Source organism: Bacillus sp. A260, assembly GCF_009861435.1.
GTDB classification, from domain to species: Bacteria; Bacillota; Bacilli; order Bacillales; family Bacillaceae_G; genus Bacillus_A; species Bacillus_A cereus.
In genome coordinates this window covers 3,070,097-3,089,879 of record NZ_CP046398.1, presented here as the reverse complement: position 1 = coordinate 3,089,879, position 19,783 = coordinate 3,070,097, and the positions used below count along the sequence as shown (strand labels likewise).

Sequence of the window (19,783 nt, the reverse complement as noted above, 5' to 3'; positions counted from 1 at the left end):
TAAACGGGGAAGTTTACTTTCCTTATTAACGCTAAGCGGAAATTTTTCCGTCTGTAGGTTGTTTCTTGAATTTTTGTTTTCGTCCGTGTAATCCATAATATAAAAGTAAAGTGAACGCAACGATAATAGCTGCGATAAAATACATATTATGATAACTGGATTTCGCTGCGACAATACCTAAAATGAAAGAACCAAAACCAATACCACTATCAAAGAATGAGAAATACGTAGCTGTCGCAGAACCACGTCTATGGTTTGGAGCGGCAGAAATCGCAATCGTTTGGAAACTCGGAATTAATGTCCCGTAACCTAAACCGATTAGCATACCTGCGCCAAGGAACCAAAATGAAGTTTGTGCTTGGCTTAATATGAACATTCCGATTGTGAAAATAATGATAGCAGGGTAAACGAGTACATTTTCACCGAAGCGATCAAAAATCTTTCCTGTAAATGGACGAGAAATGACAACAACAAGTGCGTATAAAATAAAGAAGTAACTTGCAATTTCACTTAAACCGAGTTCTTTCGCATAAATAGGAATAAAGGATAAAATACCACTATAAGAAAAGGCTAAAACAAATCCTGTAAGTGCAATCGGAATAGAAGATGGTTCGATTAAGTCTTTCCATTTCATTTTTTCACGTTTTTGTTTGCTAACAGGTGCTTCGTGCGGAATATCTACAAGTAGTCCTAATAAAAATGCAAGTAATGAAAATACGGAACAAACGATAAATAATACAGTAAACGAAAAATGAGAAATAATTGTTAAACCTAAAAAAGGACCAATTACCATCGGCAGACTCATAAATACGCCGAAATATGCAAGCGCTTCGCCTCGTCGATGAGCTGGCGCAACATCAGTTACAATCGTACCAGTAGCTGTCGTTGCCATCCCGAACCCAATACCGTGCAAGAAGCGAAGGGCAAGTAATAAGAATAAACTTTGCGCACCGAAATACATAACAGTAGCGGCTAAAAATAATGAAAGTGAAATAAATAATATTTTCTTTCTTCCTAAATCATCGAGCCATTTTCCTGTGAATGGTCTACATAAAACAGAAGAAATAAGAAACACAGTTGCAACTAAACCAATTTCCTCAGGTTTTCCTTTTAGGCCGTCTATGACATAGACAGGCAGAGTAGTCATAAGCATGTAAAATGTTAAGAAAAGAAATAGACTACTAAAACAAGTTCCGAGGAAATCCTTCGTCCAAAGTTTCTCACTTTGCATCGTCATCCCTCCAATTTAATCTAAATTTTTAATAATTTGTTGTAACACTTGAAATGCTTGATGTAAATCATCTTCATTAATACCTTCTAGCGTTTTTTCTTCGAAAGTATCAACTTCTTCTTGCCATACTGGAATCATCTTTATCGCTGTTTCGGATAAAGAAATGAGCTTCTCGCGGCGATCTTTACCTTCTGTACGAATAATCCATCCCATCGTTTCCATACGTGTTAACGTACGAGTCATCGTTGGTGATTCAACATTTAAATACTGGCACAATTCTGTTTGCGTACAAGAACCAGTTTGATTAATGCGGAAAATAACAGCCCATTGCGCACTAAATAACCCTGTTGGAGATACACGTTCATTAAATTTCTTCGTAAACTTTCGAGAAGTCTGGCTGACGATGTGAAAAAAATGTTGTTTTTCGTCCATGTATTTTAATCCTTTCAAATTAGTTACCTAGCTAACTATATACTTTTTTATAATAATTGTCTAGTAATAGACATGTTGATTTATGTAAAAAATTCTTATAGGTTTTATGTTGCGAACGTATATTCTACGTGCTATTCTTTAATTAAGTAAAGAATTTTCTTTCTATTAAATAGAATGGGGGAACTTGTGATGATTAAGCCTGCAACAATGGAGTTTGTTTCACTATCGAACGGAGAAACGATTGCATATCAGGAAGTTGGAAGGCGAAATACAGATATTCTTGTACTCATTCACGGGAACATGACATCGTCACAACATTGGGATTTAGTTATTGAAAAGTTGCAAGATCAATACCATATTTACGCTCTTGATTTAAGAGGGTTTGGACAATCAACGTATAATCAGTCGATAGATTCATTACAAGACTTTGCAGACGATGTAAAATTATTTATTGACGAGTTAAAGCTAGAGAAATTTTCATTAATGGGCTGGTCAATGGGTGGTGGCGTTGCGATGCAATTTACAGCGAATCACCCAACTTTTGTAGAAAAGTTAATTTTAGTAGAATCAGTAGGAATGAAAGGATACCCAATCTTTAAAAAAGATACGAATGGGCAGCCGATTGTATCAAGTTTAGTAAAGACGAAAGAAGAAATTGCGCAAGATCCAGTACAAATCGCTCCAGTATTAGATGCGATAAAAAATATGAACAAACTATATTACCGTACAGTATGGAATCTATTAATATATACACATAATCAACCTGAACCGGATCGTTATGAAAAGTATTTAGATGATATGTTAACGCAACGTAATTTCGTAGATGTGAATTATGCGCTCATTACATTTAATATTTCAGATGAACATAATGGGGTTGTAGAGGGAAGTAAACAAATTCATCGTATTAAAGCGCCAACACTCGTCATACAAGGTGATAGAGATTATGTCGTACCGCAAGTAGTCGGTGAGGAATTAGCGAAACATTTGCCAAATGCAGAGTTGAAGGTATTAGAAGATTGCGGACACTCGCCGTTTATTGATTGTTTAGATGTATTTATAAAACATGTAGAGGATTGGTTAGAACAGAAATAATCCCCGAAATGAGAAGTGTTGCATATACTATAACATTTGTATGTATAAGGGGAGATTATCAATGCATAAACCATCCTTAATCGCTTATTCGCCATATAATCATCATATCTATACAAAAATAATGATAGATCCGATGTATATGCAAGTTTCACCAGCTGTAGTTCCTTTACAAATGCAGCAGCCACTAACAGCTCATATGCAACATTACTTATATGGACCTTCATTTTATGAAAATCCATATTTTAAACACTTTCATTACAATGTGAAAGCGCAAGTTTGGGAAGGATAAGATAACAAGCTAAAAGGTTCATTCTTTTAGCTTGTTTTTTATTGCGAATATTCGTACACGCATTTGAAGAAACAGTTTATAATGAAAAGTGGAAGCATGAGAAGGAGAGGGACAGAGGATGTCAATGCGTTTTACTTTTTGGATTATGGTTGGGATTGTAGCAATCTCGGGTTTGTCACAAGGAATGCTCTTACCGGCCATTGCAATGATTTTTGAACAAGAAGGGGTTAGTTCAAGTATTAATGGTATTCATGCGACGGCATTGTACATTGGGATATTAGTTATTTCGCCGTTTCTTGAAAAACCGATGCAAAGGTTTGGAATGAAGCCGATTATTGTTATAGGTGGGTTTCTCGTTATTATTTCATTATTCTTTTTTACACAAACATTTTCATTTTGGGTATGGTTTATCCTTAGATTTCTAGTTGGAGTTGGAGATCATATGCTTCATGTCGGAACACAAACATGGATTACGACGACATCAGACCCAAGTAAAATAGGGAGACAAGTATCGATATACGGTGTATTCTTCGGAATTGGTTTTGCCGTTGGTCCGTATTTAGCAAGCACTGTGCAGTACGGTCTTGCAACACCATTTATTATATCTACTATACTTTGTTTAATAGGTTGGCTTTTACTACTTCCAACAAAAAATGCATTCCCAGCGCAAGATGAAAGAGAAGTGAAGAGTGAATCATCATTTTCTCGTTATAAACAAGTTGTTGGATTAGGATGGATTGCACTGCTGGGTCCACTTGCATATGGCGTACTTGAAGCAATGTTAAACAGTAACTTACCAGTATACGCACTTCGTAAAGGGTGGTCTGTTTCAGATGTATCCTTCTTATTACCAGCATTTGCAGTTGGGGGTATTATTACACAAATTCCGCTCGGTATATTAAGTGACAAATACGGAAGGGACCGTATATTAACGTGGACGTTTAGCATAAGTACGGGCATTTTTCTACTTGCCGCCGTATTTGATCAATATTACTGGATCGTCTTTGCCTGCATGCTTTTAGCGGGTATGGTTATTGGATCGTGCTTCTCTTTAGGGCTTGGATTTATGACTGACTTATTACCGAGACACTTACTACCGGCAGGTAATATATTATCCGGAATCGCTTTTAGTTTAGGAAGTATTATGGGACCTGTATTAGGCGGCGTATTTATAGAAAAAATACAGTATACAAGCTTTTTTATTGCGGTTATGATTATAATGGGAATTCTCGCAATGTTATATATGGTCTACATGAAAAATCAATTCGCATCAAGAAAAATAGAAAGTAGGTTAGGGCATGACAAAACAACCTAATAAAAAGAAATTTGAAGTACTTGAAAATGAAACAATTACAGACTGCTTAGCACGTATGGAACAAGAAGGCTACGCTCCGTCTCGTCGTATGGAAGAGCCAATCTTTCATGAAGTAAAGAAAGACGGCAAAACAGTAGTTGAGCCGTGCGGTAGGAAGATTGTTTTTGAAGGGAAATTGAAGTAATCCAATAACAAATTCTCTTTATAGTATAGAGCCATCCAATAGTTGGGTGGCTTGTTTTTTTATTAATCAATGAAGGAATTGAATAGAATGAATCTCTCGTTCATTTCTCCTAATTGGCTTCTTTATATGGGGCAAAAGATTGCTACTTTTTTCGTATATTGGTAAAATAAGTTCTTGGGTCTTACTTATTGTTATCGGTATAATGTTTGTCGCTTGAATGAAAGAAATTAGTTGCAAAAATTTCGCACTATGTAAAGGGGTACAGCAACGATCCCTTTTTTTGGAGGCACCTTAAACATAAAGCGAGAGAAGAGGCTATATGAACGATTCTCCTATCTTGTTTAAATATTAAACGAGTTACTGCAATTGGAACAGGTATATCAAACTAGTCGACATCCTGATGGATTATGTTTTTCTAGTAATCTATTACTTCTGATGGAATCGATAGATTGCTAGAAAGCGGAAAACAATTATTAATATATTCCGAAGCAGGTGTAACAGAGTGTCCTTCCATAATTAAGGGTAAAACCAAAATACGTTTTTTTAAAGAATGATTTGTTAGAACAGGTTATAAGGAATAAAACAGAAAAGAGGATCACATGTTAGATACTTTACAGAAAAGTAAAAAGTTTTTTTTAGTATGTCTTATTTTTTTAGTGCTTTTAACCGCTTGTGGTAATACAGATGTTAAGACATCTAAAGCTTCATTACCACCGGCTGAATCCAATATAGATACATCATTAGAAGCACCGAATTGGGTAGAGAAAAGTCCTATCCAACAGTCTCCTAATTTTACGGAAGATAAAAAAGTACAATCGGTTGTGAATTTAATAGCAACGGGTGATAATTTATATCATGACGCAGTAATTAAAGATGGCAAACAAAAAGATGGTTCATATGATTATAATTATATTTATGAAAATATCAAAAAAGCTGTTAAATCAAGCGATCTTGCTATAGTGAACCAGGAGACTCCGATTGCCGGAAATAATTTAAAAGTACAAGGATATCCGACTTTCAATACACCTGAAGAAGTAGGCCAATCTTTAGTGGACACTGGATTCAATATAGTGACGCAAGCGACAAATCACGCTATGGATATGGGTATTAAAGGTGTTGCGAATACAAGAGAATACTGGAAGAAATATCCGGATGTTATCCCGGTAGGTATTAATGAGAGTCAAAACGAGCGTAATGAAATAAAAACGATTACAAAAAATGGTATTCGTTTTGCGTTACTCAATTATACATATGGTACGAATGGAATTAAAATTCCAGCTGATAAGTCTTGGGCTTTAAATTTAATTGATAAAAAAGCGATACAAAATGATGTGGAAAAGGCGAAGAGTAGCTCTGATATGGTGATTGTTATGGTGCATTGGGGATTAGAATATACCTCAACACCTTCAAAGCAACAAAAAGAAGTTGCTCAATATTTAACAGATTTAGGTGTAGATGTAGTAATTGGAAATCATCCACATGTAATTCAACCAATTGAGTGGAAACAAAATAAAGATGGACATGAAACGCTAATCTATTATTCTCTTGGAAATCTTATTTCTGCGCAAGAAAAATTAGAAACATTAGTTGGAGGATTATCTTATGTACAATTTGTTAAGTATGAAGATAAAACTTTTGGTATACGACAAGCGGCAATCGTACCGACAGTAACCGACTATGCCGATGGTAAGAAACAATTTAAAATTCAATTTTTAAAAGATTATTCGGATGAAAATTCTAAAAAACATGGAATTAAAAAATTTGTCGGCCCCGTTTCTTTGAAGGATTTCAAGGAGATTCCTAGAGACGTGTTGGGAAATTGGTATAAAGACTAATAAACAAAAAGGGAATGAGATACAATTAAAAAATTTATAATTTTAGCATTGGTATTGGCAATGGGATGGAGTCTGGCTGCTTGTAGTGGAAAGCAAACATCTCAGGAAACTACTAATAACGATAAAAATAAAAATGAAATACATGCGAAGAAAAAAGATGTTTTACCTATCTCTGATGTTAATGATTGGAGAATTATCCTTGTAAATAGAGAGCATATGTTATCAAAGGAACTAGGAATTGAATTAACAAGTATCACTCAAAATGCGAAGCCAAATATGAAAATAGATAGTAGAATTGCAACTTCCTATCAGGATATGGTAGCAGCTGCAAAAAAAGAGGGAATCAATCTTTATTTAAGATCAGGTTATCGAGCTATAAAATTACAACAAACGTATTATGATGCTTCAGTTAAAAGCTATAAATCTCAAGGTTTGTCGGATAAAGAGGCTAGTGCTAAGGCATTGGAATATCTTCAGTATCCTGGTGCAAGTGAACATCATACTGGATTAGCGTTAGACATTATTTCAGTTGAATGGCAAAATACTGTAGAAGATTTAAATGCAAAATTTGAAACTACCGATGCATTCAAATGGTTAGATAAGAATGCTGCAGAATATGGGTTTACTCTCCGCTATCCAAAAGATAAAGAGAATATTACTGGCATTAAGTATGAGCCATGGCACTATCGTTATGTAGGAAAAGAAGTTGCCGTTTATCTAAAAGAAAAAGGGTTAACTTTAGAAGAATATAACGAAAAAATTAAGTCTGGTAAGTAAAAATATGCTTTAATTTTATTAAATATTATGCACTGCTACAAGAAAAGGTGAATCTGAGGATGTGTTAACCTTTCACCTAGTATTGTAAAAACTGAGTATGATAATTTGAGCACGTACGAACCAGTTATCGTGTAAAAAGATGTATGTATTAAGAAATTAAAGTTAAGGATCTGATATTCATATCAGATCCTTTTTCTATCGTTCTTTTAAGAGCGACTGAGCCAAAATATTGGAATGAATATAGAAAACAAAACAGCCCAAGAAATAGTATAACGAATCAGGGAGCCTACTCGTACGCTTCATTGGGATTATCCAGAAATAGTTGTTGATGAAATAAGAAAGAACTGGTCTTACTCTCAAGCAAGGATTTAATACGAATGAATTGGATAAAAGGTAGTAATAAAAAACACTGTGCCTGGCAGTGTTTTTTATTATTTCTGCACATAAATACATAGTCATATTGATTAAAGTTTCACTTTATTGAAGAAAAATGCGAAAGCCATTCATAAAATATGGAAATGTTAAAATCCCTTTGATAAAATAGCAATATGTAAAAATAATTATTTGTTAATTCTTAATGTAATGAATATTCATGTTTAAATATACGGATTTAACTACATAGTTATTGCGCTAAAGGGGGAGAAAGATGTTAGATGAATTATACAATGCTTTTTTAAATGCGTCTGGTTTTACAGAAAGTGCGAGGAAACGAGATCGGTATGATGATTTACATGATTATTTAAAAGATAAAGAAAGAGAGTTAAAGCAATTCATTCAAGAGGCTGAATCAGCGAAGAGAGAGTATGAGAGTAAAAGTAATGGCTTAGAAGCTAATAAAATTCCGGCAGTTGAATTTGAACAAAAACGTCATGAAAAGGATGAAGACTTAAATACAGTATTATCCTATTTTAAAAGTGCATTAAGCGATGTTGGATCTGCAAAAAGTACAGCTTATGCAAAGTATTTGGAATATAAAGCGAAAGCAGAATCAGAGAAAGCGTCAGCATACGCCGCAGCGACCAAGGCTTTTGAAGAAAAGAAAAAGGAATTTGAAAACTTTATCCATTAAGCATACAAAGAATGGAGGGAACCAACATGAGTGGTAAAGAGGTTGAAATTATAGGAAGTAACACTGCAAGTGCCATTTCTTACGCACAAAACATTGAAAATGGTATGAAGGATTCTTTAAACCAAGCGAAAGACTTAAAAGCATATGTCACAGGTGCGAAATGGAATGGAAAAACGAGAGATGCATTTTTAAGTTATCTTGATTTGATCATTCAATATAATTCAGAAATGGTAGAGGCATTTGAAGGACATACGAAAGCTTTGAAAGAGTTAGATAAAAGCATTCAAACGTACGGAGATAAATCGGAAGTAAGGGCGATAAAACAACTGTGATGGAGAAACGAGGGATAAAAGAATGGGGAAAGAAATGAGTTTTGCACCTGCTGAATTATATGTTCTCGCAGGTGCAGCTGGGGTTACCGATATATTTGGATTGCCAAACCGTGACGCAATTATTTTACTTGATGCAGAATGTGTCACGAAAGCAACTACGAGTTTAAAAGAAAAAGGCCTACTTACAAGTGAAAATGGAATTACCCCTGCAGCTTTTCAAATAATTGAACTATTAAAGGAATATGAAAGTTGTCATGAATACACGAGAATGAATAATGTATTAATTGGCTTTTTGAAAGAGGATAAAGACCGAGTGGCTGTATTAACGGAAATAGAACCAAATAAAAAATACGAGATCGACTACATACCAAAGCCAGACGTATATTTTTCCTTATTAACACGCATCCCTTTCTTATTGAGAGAACCGAGGGAAATAGAAGATACATTTTTCTCAAAGAGAATGACAGAAGAAGAACAACAAACATTTGAGGAAAAAGATTTATCAAATAAAAACGTTATAGCGATAGAAACGTATACGAGGCCTCGAAGTAATAGAGGAGGAAAATGGGAATGTTTCTTATATTTCACTGAAGGAGAAGATTTCGTTCAAATAGATGTAGATCGTAATCGATATGACTGGGTGAGCCTCTATGCGGTTAATAAGAAATTGTATGACGTGTTAAAAATGCCATATAAAAAGTTAATTGACCCGAGACAATTCTCGTTAGGAGGTATTCAATAATGCAAGTATCAATGGGAGATAGTGGTTCTGGTGGTGGAGAAGAAGTATTAGTTAATTTTCAAGAACTACTAGATATAGTAATGAAGTTAGAAAATATATATAAAATCCATGTAGACGTCATTGGAACGAATATTGAGAGTTTATTAAGCTGTGATTTTTATCAAAAAGGTGAAGCGATGAGAGTAATTGAAAAATATCCTGATATATTACACAAAACACTTGAATTGGCTGAACACTATTATAGGTCGGCGACAGTTGTAAGGGACGCATGTGTAGAAATGTTTGAAAAGGATGAACAATTACGTGAAATATTAAGTAAGTTGTAGAAATCACCATACGGCTGGGGGGATGAAAACGAGATGGATGTGAAATATAGACCTGAACCATGGCAAAACATGGGGGATGGTATGAATCGAATTACAAAAGATGCACTCATGAAATTACGGGAAGCAAATGAATCATTAAAAAGAATTGATGGAAGAATACGAGATTTAGACTCGGATGGTAGTATACATTTTAATCCTAAAAATCAATCGCAAAAAATCGGGGAATTACTTGATAGCTATTCGACATTACAAAAATATTGCGGAGAAGCAGGGCGATTAGTCTCTGAACATATAGATAAACCTTTTTTAGTAGAAATGGATAAATTCGCTCAAAAAATGAGAGATACATCTATTCTCAGTTTTGAAACAAATAACCGAATTGGCTCTACAACAACGACAGTATTACCAGGTGCGCATGCAGGCTACGGAAGTGTACCACAAACAATACAGAAGAAGAAAGATAAAATAACAGTAGAAGATATTTTTAGAGATTCACCTGCATTTGATAACGTACTGAGAGGGGAATACAAAGAACTAAAAAAACAAAATCCAGATGCAAAATTAAATTATGAAGAATACAAGAAAGTAGTCCCATCCACACGAGGATTTGAATACAAATCGATAGAAGATGAACAGAAAAAACTAGAAATGGTGCGAGACATAGGAATAGGCGTAGGAATCATCATCACAACAATCCTTTGTCCACCACTCGGGGCCGCTGCCGCAGTAGTATACGGAGGTGTACAAATAAAAAGCGGTATCGACGGAGAAGACTGGGGAACACACCGAAAATTGAGCCAAGAAGAGCGGGTAGGAAACATCATTTTTGGCGGATTAGATGCAATCCCAGTTGTTGGAGCAGTAGGAAAAGGAGTAAAAGCATTCAAAGGCACGAGTGAATTAGCTGATTTAGCGAAATTATTAAAATTCAAAGAAGGAATGCCTGGTTTTAATCCAAATTTGGGTAAAAATGTGGTACAATCATTGCGTGATAATAAAGCTATTATGCTTGACCGTTTGAAACTAGCAAGCCTTAAAATGGAGAAATCCGGAAATGAAAAGATGTATCAACTTGGCGAAAAAATAGCCAAAAGCATAGATGATAGGACAGCCAAATCAGCAAGTTTTGAAGTTGACGGAAATGGCTTACTAATATCTAAACAAGGTGGTACAGATTTCCAAAGCTGGGTGAATAAGCATAGTGCAGAAAGTAATAAGATTATAGATGATAAGATTAAGGGTGTAGAGGCTTCTCTTGCTAGTAAGGGTACGGGTGAAGGACCTGTAAAAGTAAACTATGGAGAACAATATGCTAGGGAAAAACGTAAAAAGATATTAAAGCCAAATGTTGAGTATACAAGTAAAGAAGGATATACATATACAACAGATAGTCAAGGGCGTGTTGCAAGTTGCGAGGGTAGCCTTCAATTAGGTGATGGTAAGCGGAATAACTACGCTCAGAGAGTGGTAGGTGGGAATGACCGTTTGGATGATGATGACGGCGGACATTTAATTGCAACTATATTTAAAGGCTCTGGTAATATGGATAATTTAGTTCCAATGAATAGTAACTTAAACAGAGGAGAATGGAAAAAACTAGAGAATGAATGGGCTAATGCTCTTAATGATGGTGATAAAGTTAGGGTGAAAATAACGCCGAATTATAGCGGGAATTCAAAACGTCCAGACAGTTTTGTTATTAGATATAAAATTGGTGATGAAGATAGATGGAGATTAAAGAATTTTGATAATGTACCAGGAGGAAAATTAGATGAATGATGAAAAATTAAGCAAGTTATACAATGAAATAGCAGACGTTGTAATTGATACAATTCCAGAGAAGTGGTTTAAGGTTTACCTGTATGGTGAGGTTGGGGAAGGTGCTCAAGAATCATATTTTTATTACTACCCTGAAGAGAATAGTACTCCTATTTACAGTCATAGTATTTTTGAACTCTTTAATGTCCCAGAAGAAGAATATTTTAAGAAGTGGCATCGTTTGTTAGATTGTATTAAGAGAATGAAGAAAGAGTTTATTGATAATGATCAAGAAGCTTGGACAAATTTCACTATGATTTTTGATAATACAGGAAAGTTTAATATTGACTTTAATTATGATGACCTTTCAGATGAAAATTCCCACGAGAGAATGATTATTTGGGAATATGAACATCTTGGTCTTATGCCTAAAAGTAATTCAGGGAAAAAATACTTAGAAAAGCATCTTAAAAATCTTGAAGATACAAAAAATTGAGTGCAATACCATATATGATAAAAGTTTATAGTGGTTTAACGTAAACATGCATAAGCATATATGAGAAGTGGGTAGAAAAAGAAATGGCTATTTTGAAGAGTAAACTCCATGATGGTTGTACCATCATGGAGTACTATGTACAATGATAGAAAAGAAAAAGAAGTACGTGCTTTGGCGAGATGACATTTTACTGGGTGCTGAATATAAACACATGGAATATATATTAAACTAACGAACTCGTACAAACTCGTAAGTTTTAACGTAGTAGTTGTTACCACATATAAAAGGTGTCATACTGTTACTACAAAACTTACAAATTTATGCTGCTTAAAAACAGATGAAACTTAAAGCACTTGATTGTCTATTTGAGGCAACAAGTGCTTTTTTGTGTTTTAGCGTAGAAATAATGTGGTACAATCGCCTAGGGAAAATAAGACTTTAAAGAATGCACTAGATGCTATGAAAAATACTCCTATTCCAGTAGCGGTTAGGATGGTGGATACTGGAATAGGAGTGAAGCTTCCTTCAACTGTTGGAGAAGTAACTGGAAAGTTTTCAAAGGCAAGTACGGTAACTAGGGATGACGTTTATCAACTTGCTCATGGGCATAGTAAATTAGAAGGAAGTAATAAAACTAGCGGAGTGGGTAATAATAGCTCGCGTACTGACGAAATTGGAATCAAATTTAAACGTAATCGGAAACATAATGAAGATGAGTTTATATGACAATTAAAAAACCAAGAAGATGGACTGGGAAAATTGACAGTTTATGAGTTTATTTAGAATCGGAACTAATTTTTAAAATATGGGAGATCAAAACAAGCAAATTCAGCTCAAAGATTAACACGAAAACAAGCTGTGCAAGATAAAATTGATGAATTTATGGAAGAAGGTTTTTCATTTAGGGAAGCAGAAGAGCAAGCTTTAAAGTGGATAAAGGATAAAGCTACATTACATGACCCAGATCAAATTGCGGGTGGAAATCCATTAAAAATAACTGGCATGGGTGATTCTAGAATTAATTCATCAATAGGTTCGCAGTGGAAAAGCAGGATTGGTAATGTGGATAAGGAAATTAGACGAGTTGCTGACACCTTATCAGAGGAAGAAAAAAATTTGACATATCTTAATGTTAGATTGAAATCGGAGTAGGGGATACTATGGAAAATATAAATGATTTTATATCTTTCGAAAAACCATCAACAGAGGTTATTGAAAAGTATACAGGGAAAGTTCCAGATCAAATAATAGATTTATGGAAATGCTATGGGTTTGGGAGTATGTTAAATGGATACTTAAGAGCAATAAACCCAGAAAAATATTTAGATATATTAAAGGAAAGTTATATCCGTTATGAAGAAGCTATCCCAATTTTTACAACAGGTATGGGAGATATTCTTGTGTGGGAAAATAACTATTTATTATTACTTAAGTATCGAAAAGGTACGGTAGATGTAGTAGCTGGAAAATTCAAGTTTTTCTTTAAAAATACGAAAGATGATTATTTTTTAGAGAAAGTATTGGATTGGAAGCATTATCAGCAGGCATTAAATAAATACGGAAAGCTTGAAATAGATGAATGTTTTGGTTACACACCTTTACTTGCACTAGGTGGACCAGAAAAAGTAGAAAACTTACAAAAAGTCAAACTTATCGAGCATGTTTATTTAATTACTCAATTTATGGGGCCGATAGAATAATGAAAGAAGAAACTGGAAGGTGGATTAATCCTCTTTCAGTTTTTTTATTTAAAAGGCTATTAATGTAAATGAAGCTTTAAAAGATACGATTGAGTTAATGTTATAATATAGAAATGTGGTAACGAGAAACTTGGGTTAAATTTATAAAAAGTAATTTTTTATGAATTAAGGCTAACATAAATTCCTAGTATTATATAATTGAAATTAAACTAGCAAAAGGTGCGGACTCCGTAACCCCATTCGCTAAAGGTGTAGAAATACTGCCAGATGGAAGTGTCGCTAGAACTGGAACAAACTATAGCGGGAAATTCCAAGAAGCCCATGACGCCTCAAAGGCGAGTATTCAGAGTAGGATCTCGAATTTGGAGAGTGGAGGGGTTAAGGGTACGGGTAACGCTGTTCATAGATCTGAAATTGACGAAGTAATTAAAAATAATGACGATAAAGATGGAAATTTGATTAATAGATCAATTGTGCCTAAGGGATATGATAGTGTTGAAGATTTCTTAAAACAAGTAGATGATACTACTATCAAAGAATTTGGGTATGATAGTGTTGAAGAGTTTAAAGAAGTTGTAGAACTAACAGAAACATATTTGAATACTAAAACGAAAAATAATATATTAAATAAGCCTTTAGCAGAAGGAACACATGTGAAAAAAGGAGTAGATTTTGATATTTTAGGATTCCCAATATTTAAAGGGGACGATGTTAAATTTACAATGAGACTAGATAAGAATTTACATATTAGTCCAGATGAGGCACAATTTAAGGAATGTACAAGGAAATTAAAAGAAGCGATTGATTCAGGCAAGATTTCAAAAGAATTGTTTTCTCCAGATCAATTAGCTCAAATAAATGCTGGTAAGGCAAGAATAAAAGGATTAACTTGGCATCACCATCAAGTCCCTGGCAAGATGCAATTAGTTATTTCAAAAGTACATAAAGTAAATCACTTAGGCGGAAATAAATTATGGGGAGATGGAATTAGATGAGAAAAGTAGAGTGGCAATTTGCTGATGCAACTGTAAGTGAAGATTTTGTAGGGGAAATTGGTAATGAAATAGGTGTTAAATTTCCAAACGATTATATAAAATGTGTAGCTGTGAATAATGGTGCTAATGTGGAACCAGAAATATTTAATGTGAATAATCATGAAAGAGTTTTTGGGACTTTATTATCTTTTGATGAAAATAGTGACGAATATATAGTTGAAGTATATAATGACTTTAGTGATACATTACCTAAAGAATTAATTCCATTTGCATTTGACCCAGCAGGAAATTTAATTTGCTTTGATTATAAAAATCATGAAGAAAATCCAATTGTTGTTTTTTGGGAACATGAAGATGCATGGGAAAAGGAAGCGCTGATGGAAAGTGAAGGGATTACGGCAGAAGAAGCAGAGAAAATCGCAAGAGAAAATGTATTTTATGTTGCTAATACGTTCACAGAGTTCTTAAGTAAATTACATGATTAATAGAGCGTTAAAATTAAAGGGCTATCTTATAAGCGGTGGGTTTCACTTGCTTATGAGCTACCCCTTTTTATTTTAGAATAGAACGGTTATTTAACAGAGAGGTTCAACAAACTACTACCTATGCTATTGCAAATTTGCTAAGTATAGAGAAATCCAGAATTCATAAGGGGATAAGATTGAAAAAAATAGCGAAAAGCATAGATGATATGAAAGTCAAATCGAAAAGTTTTGAAATTGACGATTAAGGTTTAATAACGTCTAAACGAAGCTGGGTGAATAAGCATCATACAGAAAGTAATAAGATTATAGATGATAAGATTAAGGGTGTAGAGGCTTCTCTTGCTAGTAAGGGTACGGGTAAAAATCCAGAAATAGTGAAATTTACAGAGGAACAATTATCTACTAAACCCTTATATTCTAGAGATCCTGAAAAATGGCAGAAAAAGGTGGGGAAATCGAAATTAGTGAGGAAGGAATATGGACTTATATTGATTGGGAGATTCCTCCAAATTGAGTTTCTTATCTTGGAGGTTTTCCCAACTTTAAATCTGCTGGGTTGGTAAGACAAGAAGTTCCGATAGGTGAATTTAATAGATATGACATTGATTTTGCTAAAGCTGATGAATTAGCTCCAAATGGACCAAAATTAGATGAAAACACATGGCACCATCATCAAGATTTAACAACAATGCAAGAAGTTAGTAAAGAGATGCACAGAAGATTTCGACATATGGGTGGAATGTCATTAGCTAAGAAGTTAAAAGATTAAATAGGAGTGAAATAAATGAATTTAAATGCTTTTGGTAAAGCAACTGAAGAATCAATTGAAGAATTAGAAGAGTTTTTAGGGTTTTTACTTCCGAAAGATTATAAAAAATTTTTAAGTGAATATAACGGAGGGACTTCGAAAGTTAGGTATAGTAAATTTTTTGTTAAAGAATTAAATCAGGAAATCCCTTTAGATGTTTTGTATGGTATAGGTGTAAAAAAAACTTTTGATTTAAGTGAATGCTATGAAGAGTTTGAAGAAGATATGTTACCGACCAGTTTAATCATAGGAGATGATCCGAGTTCAGGGTTAATTGTACTTATTACAGATACTGAAAACCATGGTGTATATTATTGGGATCACTCTTTTTATTTTCCACAGTCTAGTGAAGAAGAAAATACGTATAAAATAGCTGATAGCTTTAAGGATTTTATTAATGGATTGAAGAATCCTTAATTACCAGCTTTTGTATGTTGTAATTAATAATTTAAGATATTAAGCAAATATATGAAATGGGTTACAGTAAATTTATAAATGCTAAAACTATACTTTATACATGAGAATGCTAAAAAATGTGGTGCTTGGCTAAAGATAACAATCATATATGTAGATGAATAGAAAATAAAGTGTATTTGCAGTGGAAAAAAAGAGTAGGCTATTAAAAAGTGCATACTTCAAAACACATGGAATGCATATTAAACTAACGAACTCATACAAACTCGTAAGTGTTAACATAGTCGTTGTCACGACATATAAATGGTGTCATACTGTTACTACAAAATTTATAAATTTATGCTACTTAAAAATAGATGAACTTAAAGTACTCGATTGTCGATTAAAGGCAACGAGTGTTTTTTTGCGTTTTAGCGTAGAAATTTAACAGAGCACTATAATTTTATTATGTAAACTTTTTACGTGATTTTTTATACAACTAAAGAGAAGAAAAATGTTCACTATTACTTTCATTTCTGTTATGAAAATTCTACAATAGAAAACAGAACATATATTTGGTATAATCAAAATATACTATATGAAATGATGTATATGAGTTTGAAATTCATGTAATAAGGTAAGCAAGCAATACATAACAATAGCTAATATTTAAAGTTCTTGTACCTATAGAATTCAATTCATGTTATATAAATCAATTGTTAGAAAGGAAAAGATGTAATGAATCAAATTTCATTTGAAGATTTATTTGAAGAAGAAAAAGAAAAGGTGGAGGTAGCTGAGGTATGTAAGGTACCAGCCCCTTTATCACCATTACAAAAAGATATTTTAGAATTAATTGATTCTGAAGAAATAAGTGCGCTTGAGCTATGTGAACGATTAATACGATCTGGTAAAATACCCGATGAAAGATTCACAACGAATAAGCCTAAAGCATATGGGCAAGTATGCTTACTATTAGAAGGTTTTGTTACAGAAGGAAAACTTATTTTTATCAAAGATGATGAGAAAAGAGATAGGGTATATAAATTGAAAGAAGAAGTTTGAGATGTATAGTGGGAGATGAATGATTGGTTCCCTTTAACTTGCAGCTCCGTTAGTCTAGTAATGTCCACTAAAAAGGTGTCAATCTCTCCTAGATTGACACCTTCATACTTTTAACATCTTACATACTTACGCTTGAAACCAAGTCTTCCTCTATCAAGTTCTTTCTGAATACTTTCAGAAGCATTTAACAAACTGCTTTTTTTATTATCACGTTTGACTTCAACTATACCAACTTCTTTTGCAATCTCGACTGCTTTTTCATGTAGTGGTACATATGAGATTGCCACAGTGTTTAGGAAATTATTCATAGCGGATTTTGTTCGTTCTGGAGAATGATGAATTGTATCTTTCACCATTTCAAGCATATCGGAAATTTTACTTTCGGAAAACTCATTGTCTTTGCGATTTCCTAATAGCCAACAGTAGCAACTCCAGCCGGCAGACATTTTAAGCTCGTCCCCACTTGCAATCCATTTATCAGCAACATCTTGTGCGATATTTGACTCTGATAAAGTTACTGCCACTACATAATCAGATAGCATATAAAAATATGCCCCGTCTATCCAGCGATCAAAATCAGACTCACTCATAGCTTTTGGATCGGCAATAATACCTGCAAAGTACATAGCATCGTAGTTACCTGTGGCATAAAGCTCTTCAGCTAACTCTTGATTTAATTTTATTTTTTTAGCGATTGGTTTCATAGCACCTGTAGCTACTCCGAATACTGGCTCATGCGCACCGTTAGATATGTATATTTTTTTCGTTCGTTCCTTACCTAGAGCCTCAAGTTCTTGCATAACTGTTTTAAAATCCATAGCTGTGCACTTCCTTCCTTCATGTAAGAGCCTTTTTAAGTCTTTCATATTTCTTATTTTAATACTAATTGTATTCAAGAGGTATGTCTACTTTCTAAAAGTATCGAAACTTGGTTTGAATTTTAGATGAAATAAAGAGCTATTTAAAAGGGTGGTATAATATAGAAAAAGTGAATGATGAAAATCAAATAGGGGGTATTCAATTGGAAATAAAATTGAATCGATTATATAGAGAGATAGCGGAAACGGTTTATGCCATGATTCCAGAAGAATGGGAGAAATTTTATTTTTATGCACAAATATCAGAAGCTGGAGGGGGAACTTACTTTTTCTATAACAACTTCAGAAATAAAGAAAATTATAAGTATAGTGTAGAAATTCCTTTTAAATACGAAGTTGATGAAGAGGAGTTTGAAAGGAAAGAAGATTTTTTATATAAATTGAGTAAGGAATTAAGAAATGTTTTCAAAGATAATCAGCAAGAGCTTTGGTACTCTTTTACAATGTCTCTGGAACATAGTGGGGAATTTAACATGCATTTCGATTATACCAATTGGCTCGAAACAGAATATAGTTTTAGTGATCAAATGATTATTTGGAAACATAAATACTTAGGTGAAGTACCAATTAATGAAAATGATAAAGCGCTAATTCATAAGTATGACAATGAATTTCCGAATAATCCTATTTGACTGAAAGGAAAGAAGAAATGGTTTTTATAAAAATCATGAATTTTAAAGCGTAAGTTGAATGAGAATATATATTCATAATGGAGGACGCTATTAATGGAAGTACAAGGAATGGTTTCAATATGGTTCGGTAATATGCAAACGCAAGATCAGTTGGATACATATATAGATGTTACGTATGATGAAGAAGGAGACGCTATACCAGCGAGTTTTTTTGTTGATTTTAATATTGATATGATTGATGTAGATGAGGATTTTATTGAAAAGGAAGTGTTAGAAGAAGCAAGTGATGACATTTCTATGTTATTAACGGGATGTTCATATGATGATAAAATACTCTCTCGAATTAAGGAAGAAGTTAAATTAAAGAAATCCTATAATTCTATCGTTTTAATTTATAATTTTCAATATGACAATTCAGTAAGTAATTGTGAAGGTTTTAATTTTGTAACTGCTACAAGTTATCTATAGATACAAGAAAATTGCAGTAGAATAAAAAATACATTTGTATAGTTTTTCCAATAAATATTTGGTATGATGGTGAATGGGAAAAATATACAAGTTGTTAGTTTTTCAAAAAAGGGGGATTGAATTGAAAAGAACACCTGAATTTGTATTAGGTTTAATTGGTGGCATTTTGGGAATTATTATTTCTATAATATTAATAGTTGTAGCGTTTAATATTATGGAAGGTGTTGATTACGAACTTTTAGCTTATTACTCTATTATTTTAACGGTTCAAATAGGGTTGTTCATTTTAGCGTGTTTAGTAAACAAGGTTAATAATAAAGTTTATGGAGTTTGTATGATTGTGATTCCTATAGTTATGTTATTTATGTCATTATTCTTTTTACTTATTCCGACAATTTTACAAATTATATCTGGTTCATTTGCATTTAGGACATTAAAGTTAGAATCGAATGTAAGCTAAATATAATTATCAACGTCTGAA

At 33.5% G+C, this 19,783-nt stretch carries 26 protein-coding genes and 1 pseudogene; 24 read left to right on the top strand and 3 right to left on the bottom strand.

The window, feature by feature from the left end:
• Nucleotides 1-31 precede the first annotated feature (31 nt).
• Nucleotides 32-1,231 (bottom strand): MFS transporter, encoded by a 1,200-nt coding sequence (locus GD442_RS15530; RefSeq protein ID WP_001190318.1) that lies wholly within the window; start codon nt 1,229-1,231, stop codon nt 32-34.
• A gap of 15 nt (nt 1,232-1,246) precedes the next feature.
• On the bottom strand, nt 1,247-1,663 hold the full coding sequence (locus GD442_RS15525; protein ID WP_000343680.1) for a MarR family winged helix-turn-helix transcriptional regulator: 417 nt from the start codon (nt 1,661-1,663) through the stop codon (nt 1,247-1,249).
• A gap of 189 nt (nt 1,664-1,852) precedes the next feature.
• Between GD442_RS15525 and phaZ the strand changes: the two genes are divergently transcribed.
• The 21 genes and pseudogenes from phaZ (at nt 1,853) to GD442_RS15425 (ending at nt 17,324) form a co-directional block, all read left to right on the top strand.
• Entirely contained in the window at nt 1,853-2,755 is a 903-nt protein-coding gene (gene phaZ / locus GD442_RS15520) for an intracellular short-chain-length polyhydroxyalkanoate depolymerase (RefSeq protein ID WP_000594877.1), read from the top strand.
• Between the two features lie 61 nt (nt 2,756-2,816).
• Nucleotides 2,817-3,044, top strand: a complete 228-nt coding sequence (locus tag GD442_RS15515) for a hypothetical protein (RefSeq protein ID WP_000549500.1) — start codon at nt 2,817-2,819, stop codon at nt 3,042-3,044.
• A 118-nt stretch (nt 3,045-3,162) separates the two neighbouring features.
• Entirely contained in the window at nt 3,163-4,359 is a 1,197-nt protein-coding gene (locus GD442_RS15510) for an MFS transporter (RefSeq protein WP_000062798.1), read from the top strand.
• Nucleotides 4,343-4,543, top strand: a complete 201-nt coding sequence (locus GD442_RS15505; protein ID WP_000166303.1) for an NETI motif-containing protein — start codon at nt 4,343-4,345, stop codon at nt 4,541-4,543. The genes GD442_RS15510 and GD442_RS15505 overlap by 17 nt, the downstream gene beginning before the upstream one ends.
• A gap of 599 nt (nt 4,544-5,142) precedes the next feature.
• A complete protein-coding gene (locus GD442_RS15500) occupies nt 5,143-6,378 on the top strand; it encodes a CapA family protein (RefSeq protein ID WP_159365124.1) in 1,236 nt (411 codons plus the stop codon).
• A gap of 48 nt (nt 6,379-6,426) precedes the next feature.
• Entirely contained in the window at nt 6,427-7,155 is a 729-nt protein-coding gene (locus GD442_RS15495; RefSeq protein WP_000241992.1) for a M15 family metallopeptidase, read from the top strand.
• Between the two features lie 646 nt (nt 7,156-7,801).
• Complete coding sequence (locus GD442_RS15490; RefSeq protein ID WP_000883466.1) at nt 7,802-8,224, top strand: hypothetical protein; 423 nt, start codon at nt 7,802-7,804, stop codon at nt 8,222-8,224.
• 26 nt (nt 8,225-8,250) lie between these two features.
• Entirely contained in the window at nt 8,251-8,556 is a 306-nt protein-coding gene (locus tag GD442_RS15485; RefSeq protein ID WP_000014535.1) for a WXG100 family type VII secretion target, read from the top strand.
• A 22-nt stretch (nt 8,557-8,578) separates the two neighbouring features.
• Nucleotides 8,579-9,298, top strand: coding sequence for a DUF5081 family protein (locus tag GD442_RS15480; protein ID WP_000514125.1), 720 nt, complete (start codon nt 8,579-8,581; stop codon nt 9,296-9,298).
• Complete coding sequence (locus tag GD442_RS15475; RefSeq protein WP_001198202.1) at nt 9,298-9,624, top strand: hypothetical protein; 327 nt, start codon at nt 9,298-9,300, stop codon at nt 9,622-9,624. Before GD442_RS15480 ends, GD442_RS15475 begins: the two co-directional genes overlap by 1 nt.
• 33 nt (nt 9,625-9,657) lie before the next feature.
• A complete protein-coding gene (locus tag GD442_RS15470; protein WP_000382752.1) occupies nt 9,658-11,403 on the top strand; it encodes a DNA/RNA non-specific endonuclease in 1,746 nt (581 codons plus the stop codon).
• Complete coding sequence (locus GD442_RS15465) at nt 11,396-11,878, top strand: antitoxin YezG family protein (RefSeq protein ID WP_000997348.1); 483 nt, start codon at nt 11,396-11,398, stop codon at nt 11,876-11,878. Before GD442_RS15470 ends, GD442_RS15465 begins: the two co-directional genes overlap by 8 nt.
• A gap of 459 nt (nt 11,879-12,337) precedes the next feature.
• Nucleotides 12,338-12,604 (top strand): hypothetical protein, encoded by a 267-nt coding sequence (locus GD442_RS28140; protein WP_002041492.1) that lies wholly within the window; start codon nt 12,338-12,340, stop codon nt 12,602-12,604.
• 132 nt (nt 12,605-12,736) lie between these two features.
• The gene (locus GD442_RS28135) at nt 12,737-13,030 is read left to right on the top strand and encodes a polymorphic toxin type 15 domain-containing protein (protein ID WP_001152727.1); all 294 of its coding nucleotides are present in this window, start codon (nt 12,737-12,739) and stop codon (nt 13,028-13,030) included.
• An 8-nt stretch (nt 13,031-13,038) separates the two neighbouring features.
• Entirely contained in the window at nt 13,039-13,578 is a 540-nt protein-coding gene (locus GD442_RS15455; protein WP_000427866.1) for a T6SS immunity protein Tdi1 domain-containing protein, read from the top strand.
• Between the two features lie 260 nt (nt 13,579-13,838).
• Complete coding sequence (locus GD442_RS15450; RefSeq protein WP_242260077.1) at nt 13,839-14,573, top strand: HNH endonuclease; 735 nt, start codon at nt 13,839-13,841, stop codon at nt 14,571-14,573.
• Nucleotides 14,570-15,058: an SMI1/KNR4 family protein gene (locus tag GD442_RS15445; protein ID WP_001233227.1), complete on the top strand. Its 489-nt coding sequence runs from the start codon at nt 14,570-14,572 to the stop codon at nt 15,056-15,058. The genes GD442_RS15450 and GD442_RS15445 overlap by 4 nt, the downstream gene beginning before the upstream one ends.
• Before the next feature lie 137 nt (nt 15,059-15,195).
• Nucleotides 15,196-15,429 (top strand): annotated as a pseudogene (locus GD442_RS28130) (hypothetical protein); the annotation flags it as partial.
• A gap of 185 nt (nt 15,430-15,614) precedes the next feature.
• Nucleotides 15,615-15,827 carry an HNH endonuclease gene (locus tag GD442_RS28125; protein WP_002041488.1) on the top strand — a complete coding sequence of 71 codons (213 nt, stop codon included), beginning with the start codon at nt 15,615-15,617 and terminating at the stop codon, nt 15,825-15,827.
• A 15-nt stretch (nt 15,828-15,842) separates the two neighbouring features.
• Complete coding sequence (locus GD442_RS15430; protein WP_001052209.1) at nt 15,843-16,283, top strand: SMI1/KNR4 family protein; 441 nt, start codon at nt 15,843-15,845, stop codon at nt 16,281-16,283.
• A 714-nt stretch (nt 16,284-16,997) separates the two neighbouring features.
• A complete protein-coding gene (locus GD442_RS15425; protein ID WP_001071909.1) occupies nt 16,998-17,324 on the top strand; it encodes a DUF3895 domain-containing protein in 327 nt (108 codons plus the stop codon).
• A 110-nt stretch (nt 17,325-17,434) separates the two neighbouring features.
• On the opposite strand, the gene GD442_RS15420 is transcribed toward GD442_RS15425, so the two are convergent.
• Nucleotides 17,435-18,142 carry a DNA alkylation repair protein gene (locus tag GD442_RS15420; RefSeq protein ID WP_000346317.1) on the bottom strand — a complete coding sequence of 236 codons (708 nt, stop codon included), beginning with the start codon at nt 18,140-18,142 and terminating at the stop codon, nt 17,435-17,437.
• A gap of 203 nt (nt 18,143-18,345) precedes the next feature.
• On the opposite strand from GD442_RS15420, the gene GD442_RS15415 reads away from it, so the two are divergent.
• The 3 genes from GD442_RS15415 (at nt 18,346) to GD442_RS15405 (ending at nt 19,762) form a co-directional block, all read left to right on the top strand.
• Complete coding sequence (locus GD442_RS15415) at nt 18,346-18,834, top strand: antitoxin YezG family protein (RefSeq protein ID WP_086395817.1); 489 nt, start codon at nt 18,346-18,348, stop codon at nt 18,832-18,834.
• Between the two features lie 93 nt (nt 18,835-18,927).
• Nucleotides 18,928-19,302 carry an immunity 22 family protein gene (locus GD442_RS15410; protein ID WP_059303624.1) on the top strand — a complete coding sequence of 125 codons (375 nt, stop codon included), beginning with the start codon at nt 18,928-18,930 and terminating at the stop codon, nt 19,300-19,302.
• 121 nt (nt 19,303-19,423) lie between these two features.
• Nucleotides 19,424-19,762 carry a DUF4064 domain-containing protein gene (locus GD442_RS15405; protein ID WP_144640298.1) on the top strand — a complete coding sequence of 113 codons (339 nt, stop codon included), beginning with the start codon at nt 19,424-19,426 and terminating at the stop codon, nt 19,760-19,762.
• Nucleotides 19,763-19,783 lie beyond the last annotated feature (21 nt).

What these genes read in the sequence shown, in the direction of transcription:
- GD442_RS15530 (WP_001190318.1), bottom strand. Translation starts at nt 1,231, where the DNA reads ATGCAAAGTGAGAAACTTTGGACGAAGGATTTCCTCGGAACTTGTTTT.
- GD442_RS15525 (WP_000343680.1), bottom strand. Translation starts at nt 1,663, where the DNA reads ATGGACGAAAAACAACATTTTTTTCACATCGTCAGCCAGACTTCTCGA.
- phaZ (WP_000594877.1), top strand. Translation starts at nt 1,853, where the DNA reads ATGATTAAGCCTGCAACAATGGAGTTTGTTTCACTATCGAACGGAGAA.
- GD442_RS15515 (WP_000549500.1), top strand. Translation starts at nt 2,817, where the DNA reads ATGCATAAACCATCCTTAATCGCTTATTCGCCATATAATCATCATATC.
- GD442_RS15510 (WP_000062798.1), top strand. Translation starts at nt 3,163, where the DNA reads ATGTCAATGCGTTTTACTTTTTGGATTATGGTTGGGATTGTAGCAATC.
- GD442_RS15505 (WP_000166303.1), top strand. Translation starts at nt 4,343, where the DNA reads ATGACAAAACAACCTAATAAAAAGAAATTTGAAGTACTTGAAAATGAA.
- GD442_RS15500 (WP_159365124.1), top strand. Translation starts at nt 5,143, where the DNA reads ATGTTAGATACTTTACAGAAAAGTAAAAAGTTTTTTTTAGTATGTCTT.
- GD442_RS15490 (WP_000883466.1), top strand. Translation starts at nt 7,802, where the DNA reads ATGTTAGATGAATTATACAATGCTTTTTTAAATGCGTCTGGTTTTACA.
- GD442_RS15485 (WP_000014535.1), top strand. Translation starts at nt 8,251, where the DNA reads ATGAGTGGTAAAGAGGTTGAAATTATAGGAAGTAACACTGCAAGTGCC.
- GD442_RS15480 (WP_000514125.1), top strand. Translation starts at nt 8,579, where the DNA reads ATGGGGAAAGAAATGAGTTTTGCACCTGCTGAATTATATGTTCTCGCA.
- GD442_RS15475 (WP_001198202.1), top strand. Translation starts at nt 9,298, where the DNA reads ATGCAAGTATCAATGGGAGATAGTGGTTCTGGTGGTGGAGAAGAAGTA.
- GD442_RS15470 (WP_000382752.1), top strand. Translation starts at nt 9,658, where the DNA reads ATGGATGTGAAATATAGACCTGAACCATGGCAAAACATGGGGGATGGT.
- GD442_RS15465 (WP_000997348.1), top strand. Translation starts at nt 11,396, where the DNA reads ATGAATGATGAAAAATTAAGCAAGTTATACAATGAAATAGCAGACGTT.
- GD442_RS28140 (WP_002041492.1), top strand. Translation starts at nt 12,338, where the DNA reads ATGAAAAATACTCCTATTCCAGTAGCGGTTAGGATGGTGGATACTGGA.
- GD442_RS15455 (WP_000427866.1), top strand. Translation starts at nt 13,039, where the DNA reads ATGGAAAATATAAATGATTTTATATCTTTCGAAAAACCATCAACAGAG.
- GD442_RS15445 (WP_001233227.1), top strand. Translation starts at nt 14,570, where the DNA reads ATGAGAAAAGTAGAGTGGCAATTTGCTGATGCAACTGTAAGTGAAGAT.
- GD442_RS15430 (WP_001052209.1), top strand. Translation starts at nt 15,843, where the DNA reads ATGAATTTAAATGCTTTTGGTAAAGCAACTGAAGAATCAATTGAAGAA.
- GD442_RS15425 (WP_001071909.1), top strand. Translation starts at nt 16,998, where the DNA reads ATGAATCAAATTTCATTTGAAGATTTATTTGAAGAAGAAAAAGAAAAG.
- GD442_RS15420 (WP_000346317.1), bottom strand. Translation starts at nt 18,142, where the DNA reads ATGGATTTTAAAACAGTTATGCAAGAACTTGAGGCTCTAGGTAAGGAA.
- GD442_RS15410 (WP_059303624.1), top strand. Translation starts at nt 18,928, where the DNA reads ATGGAAGTACAAGGAATGGTTTCAATATGGTTCGGTAATATGCAAACG.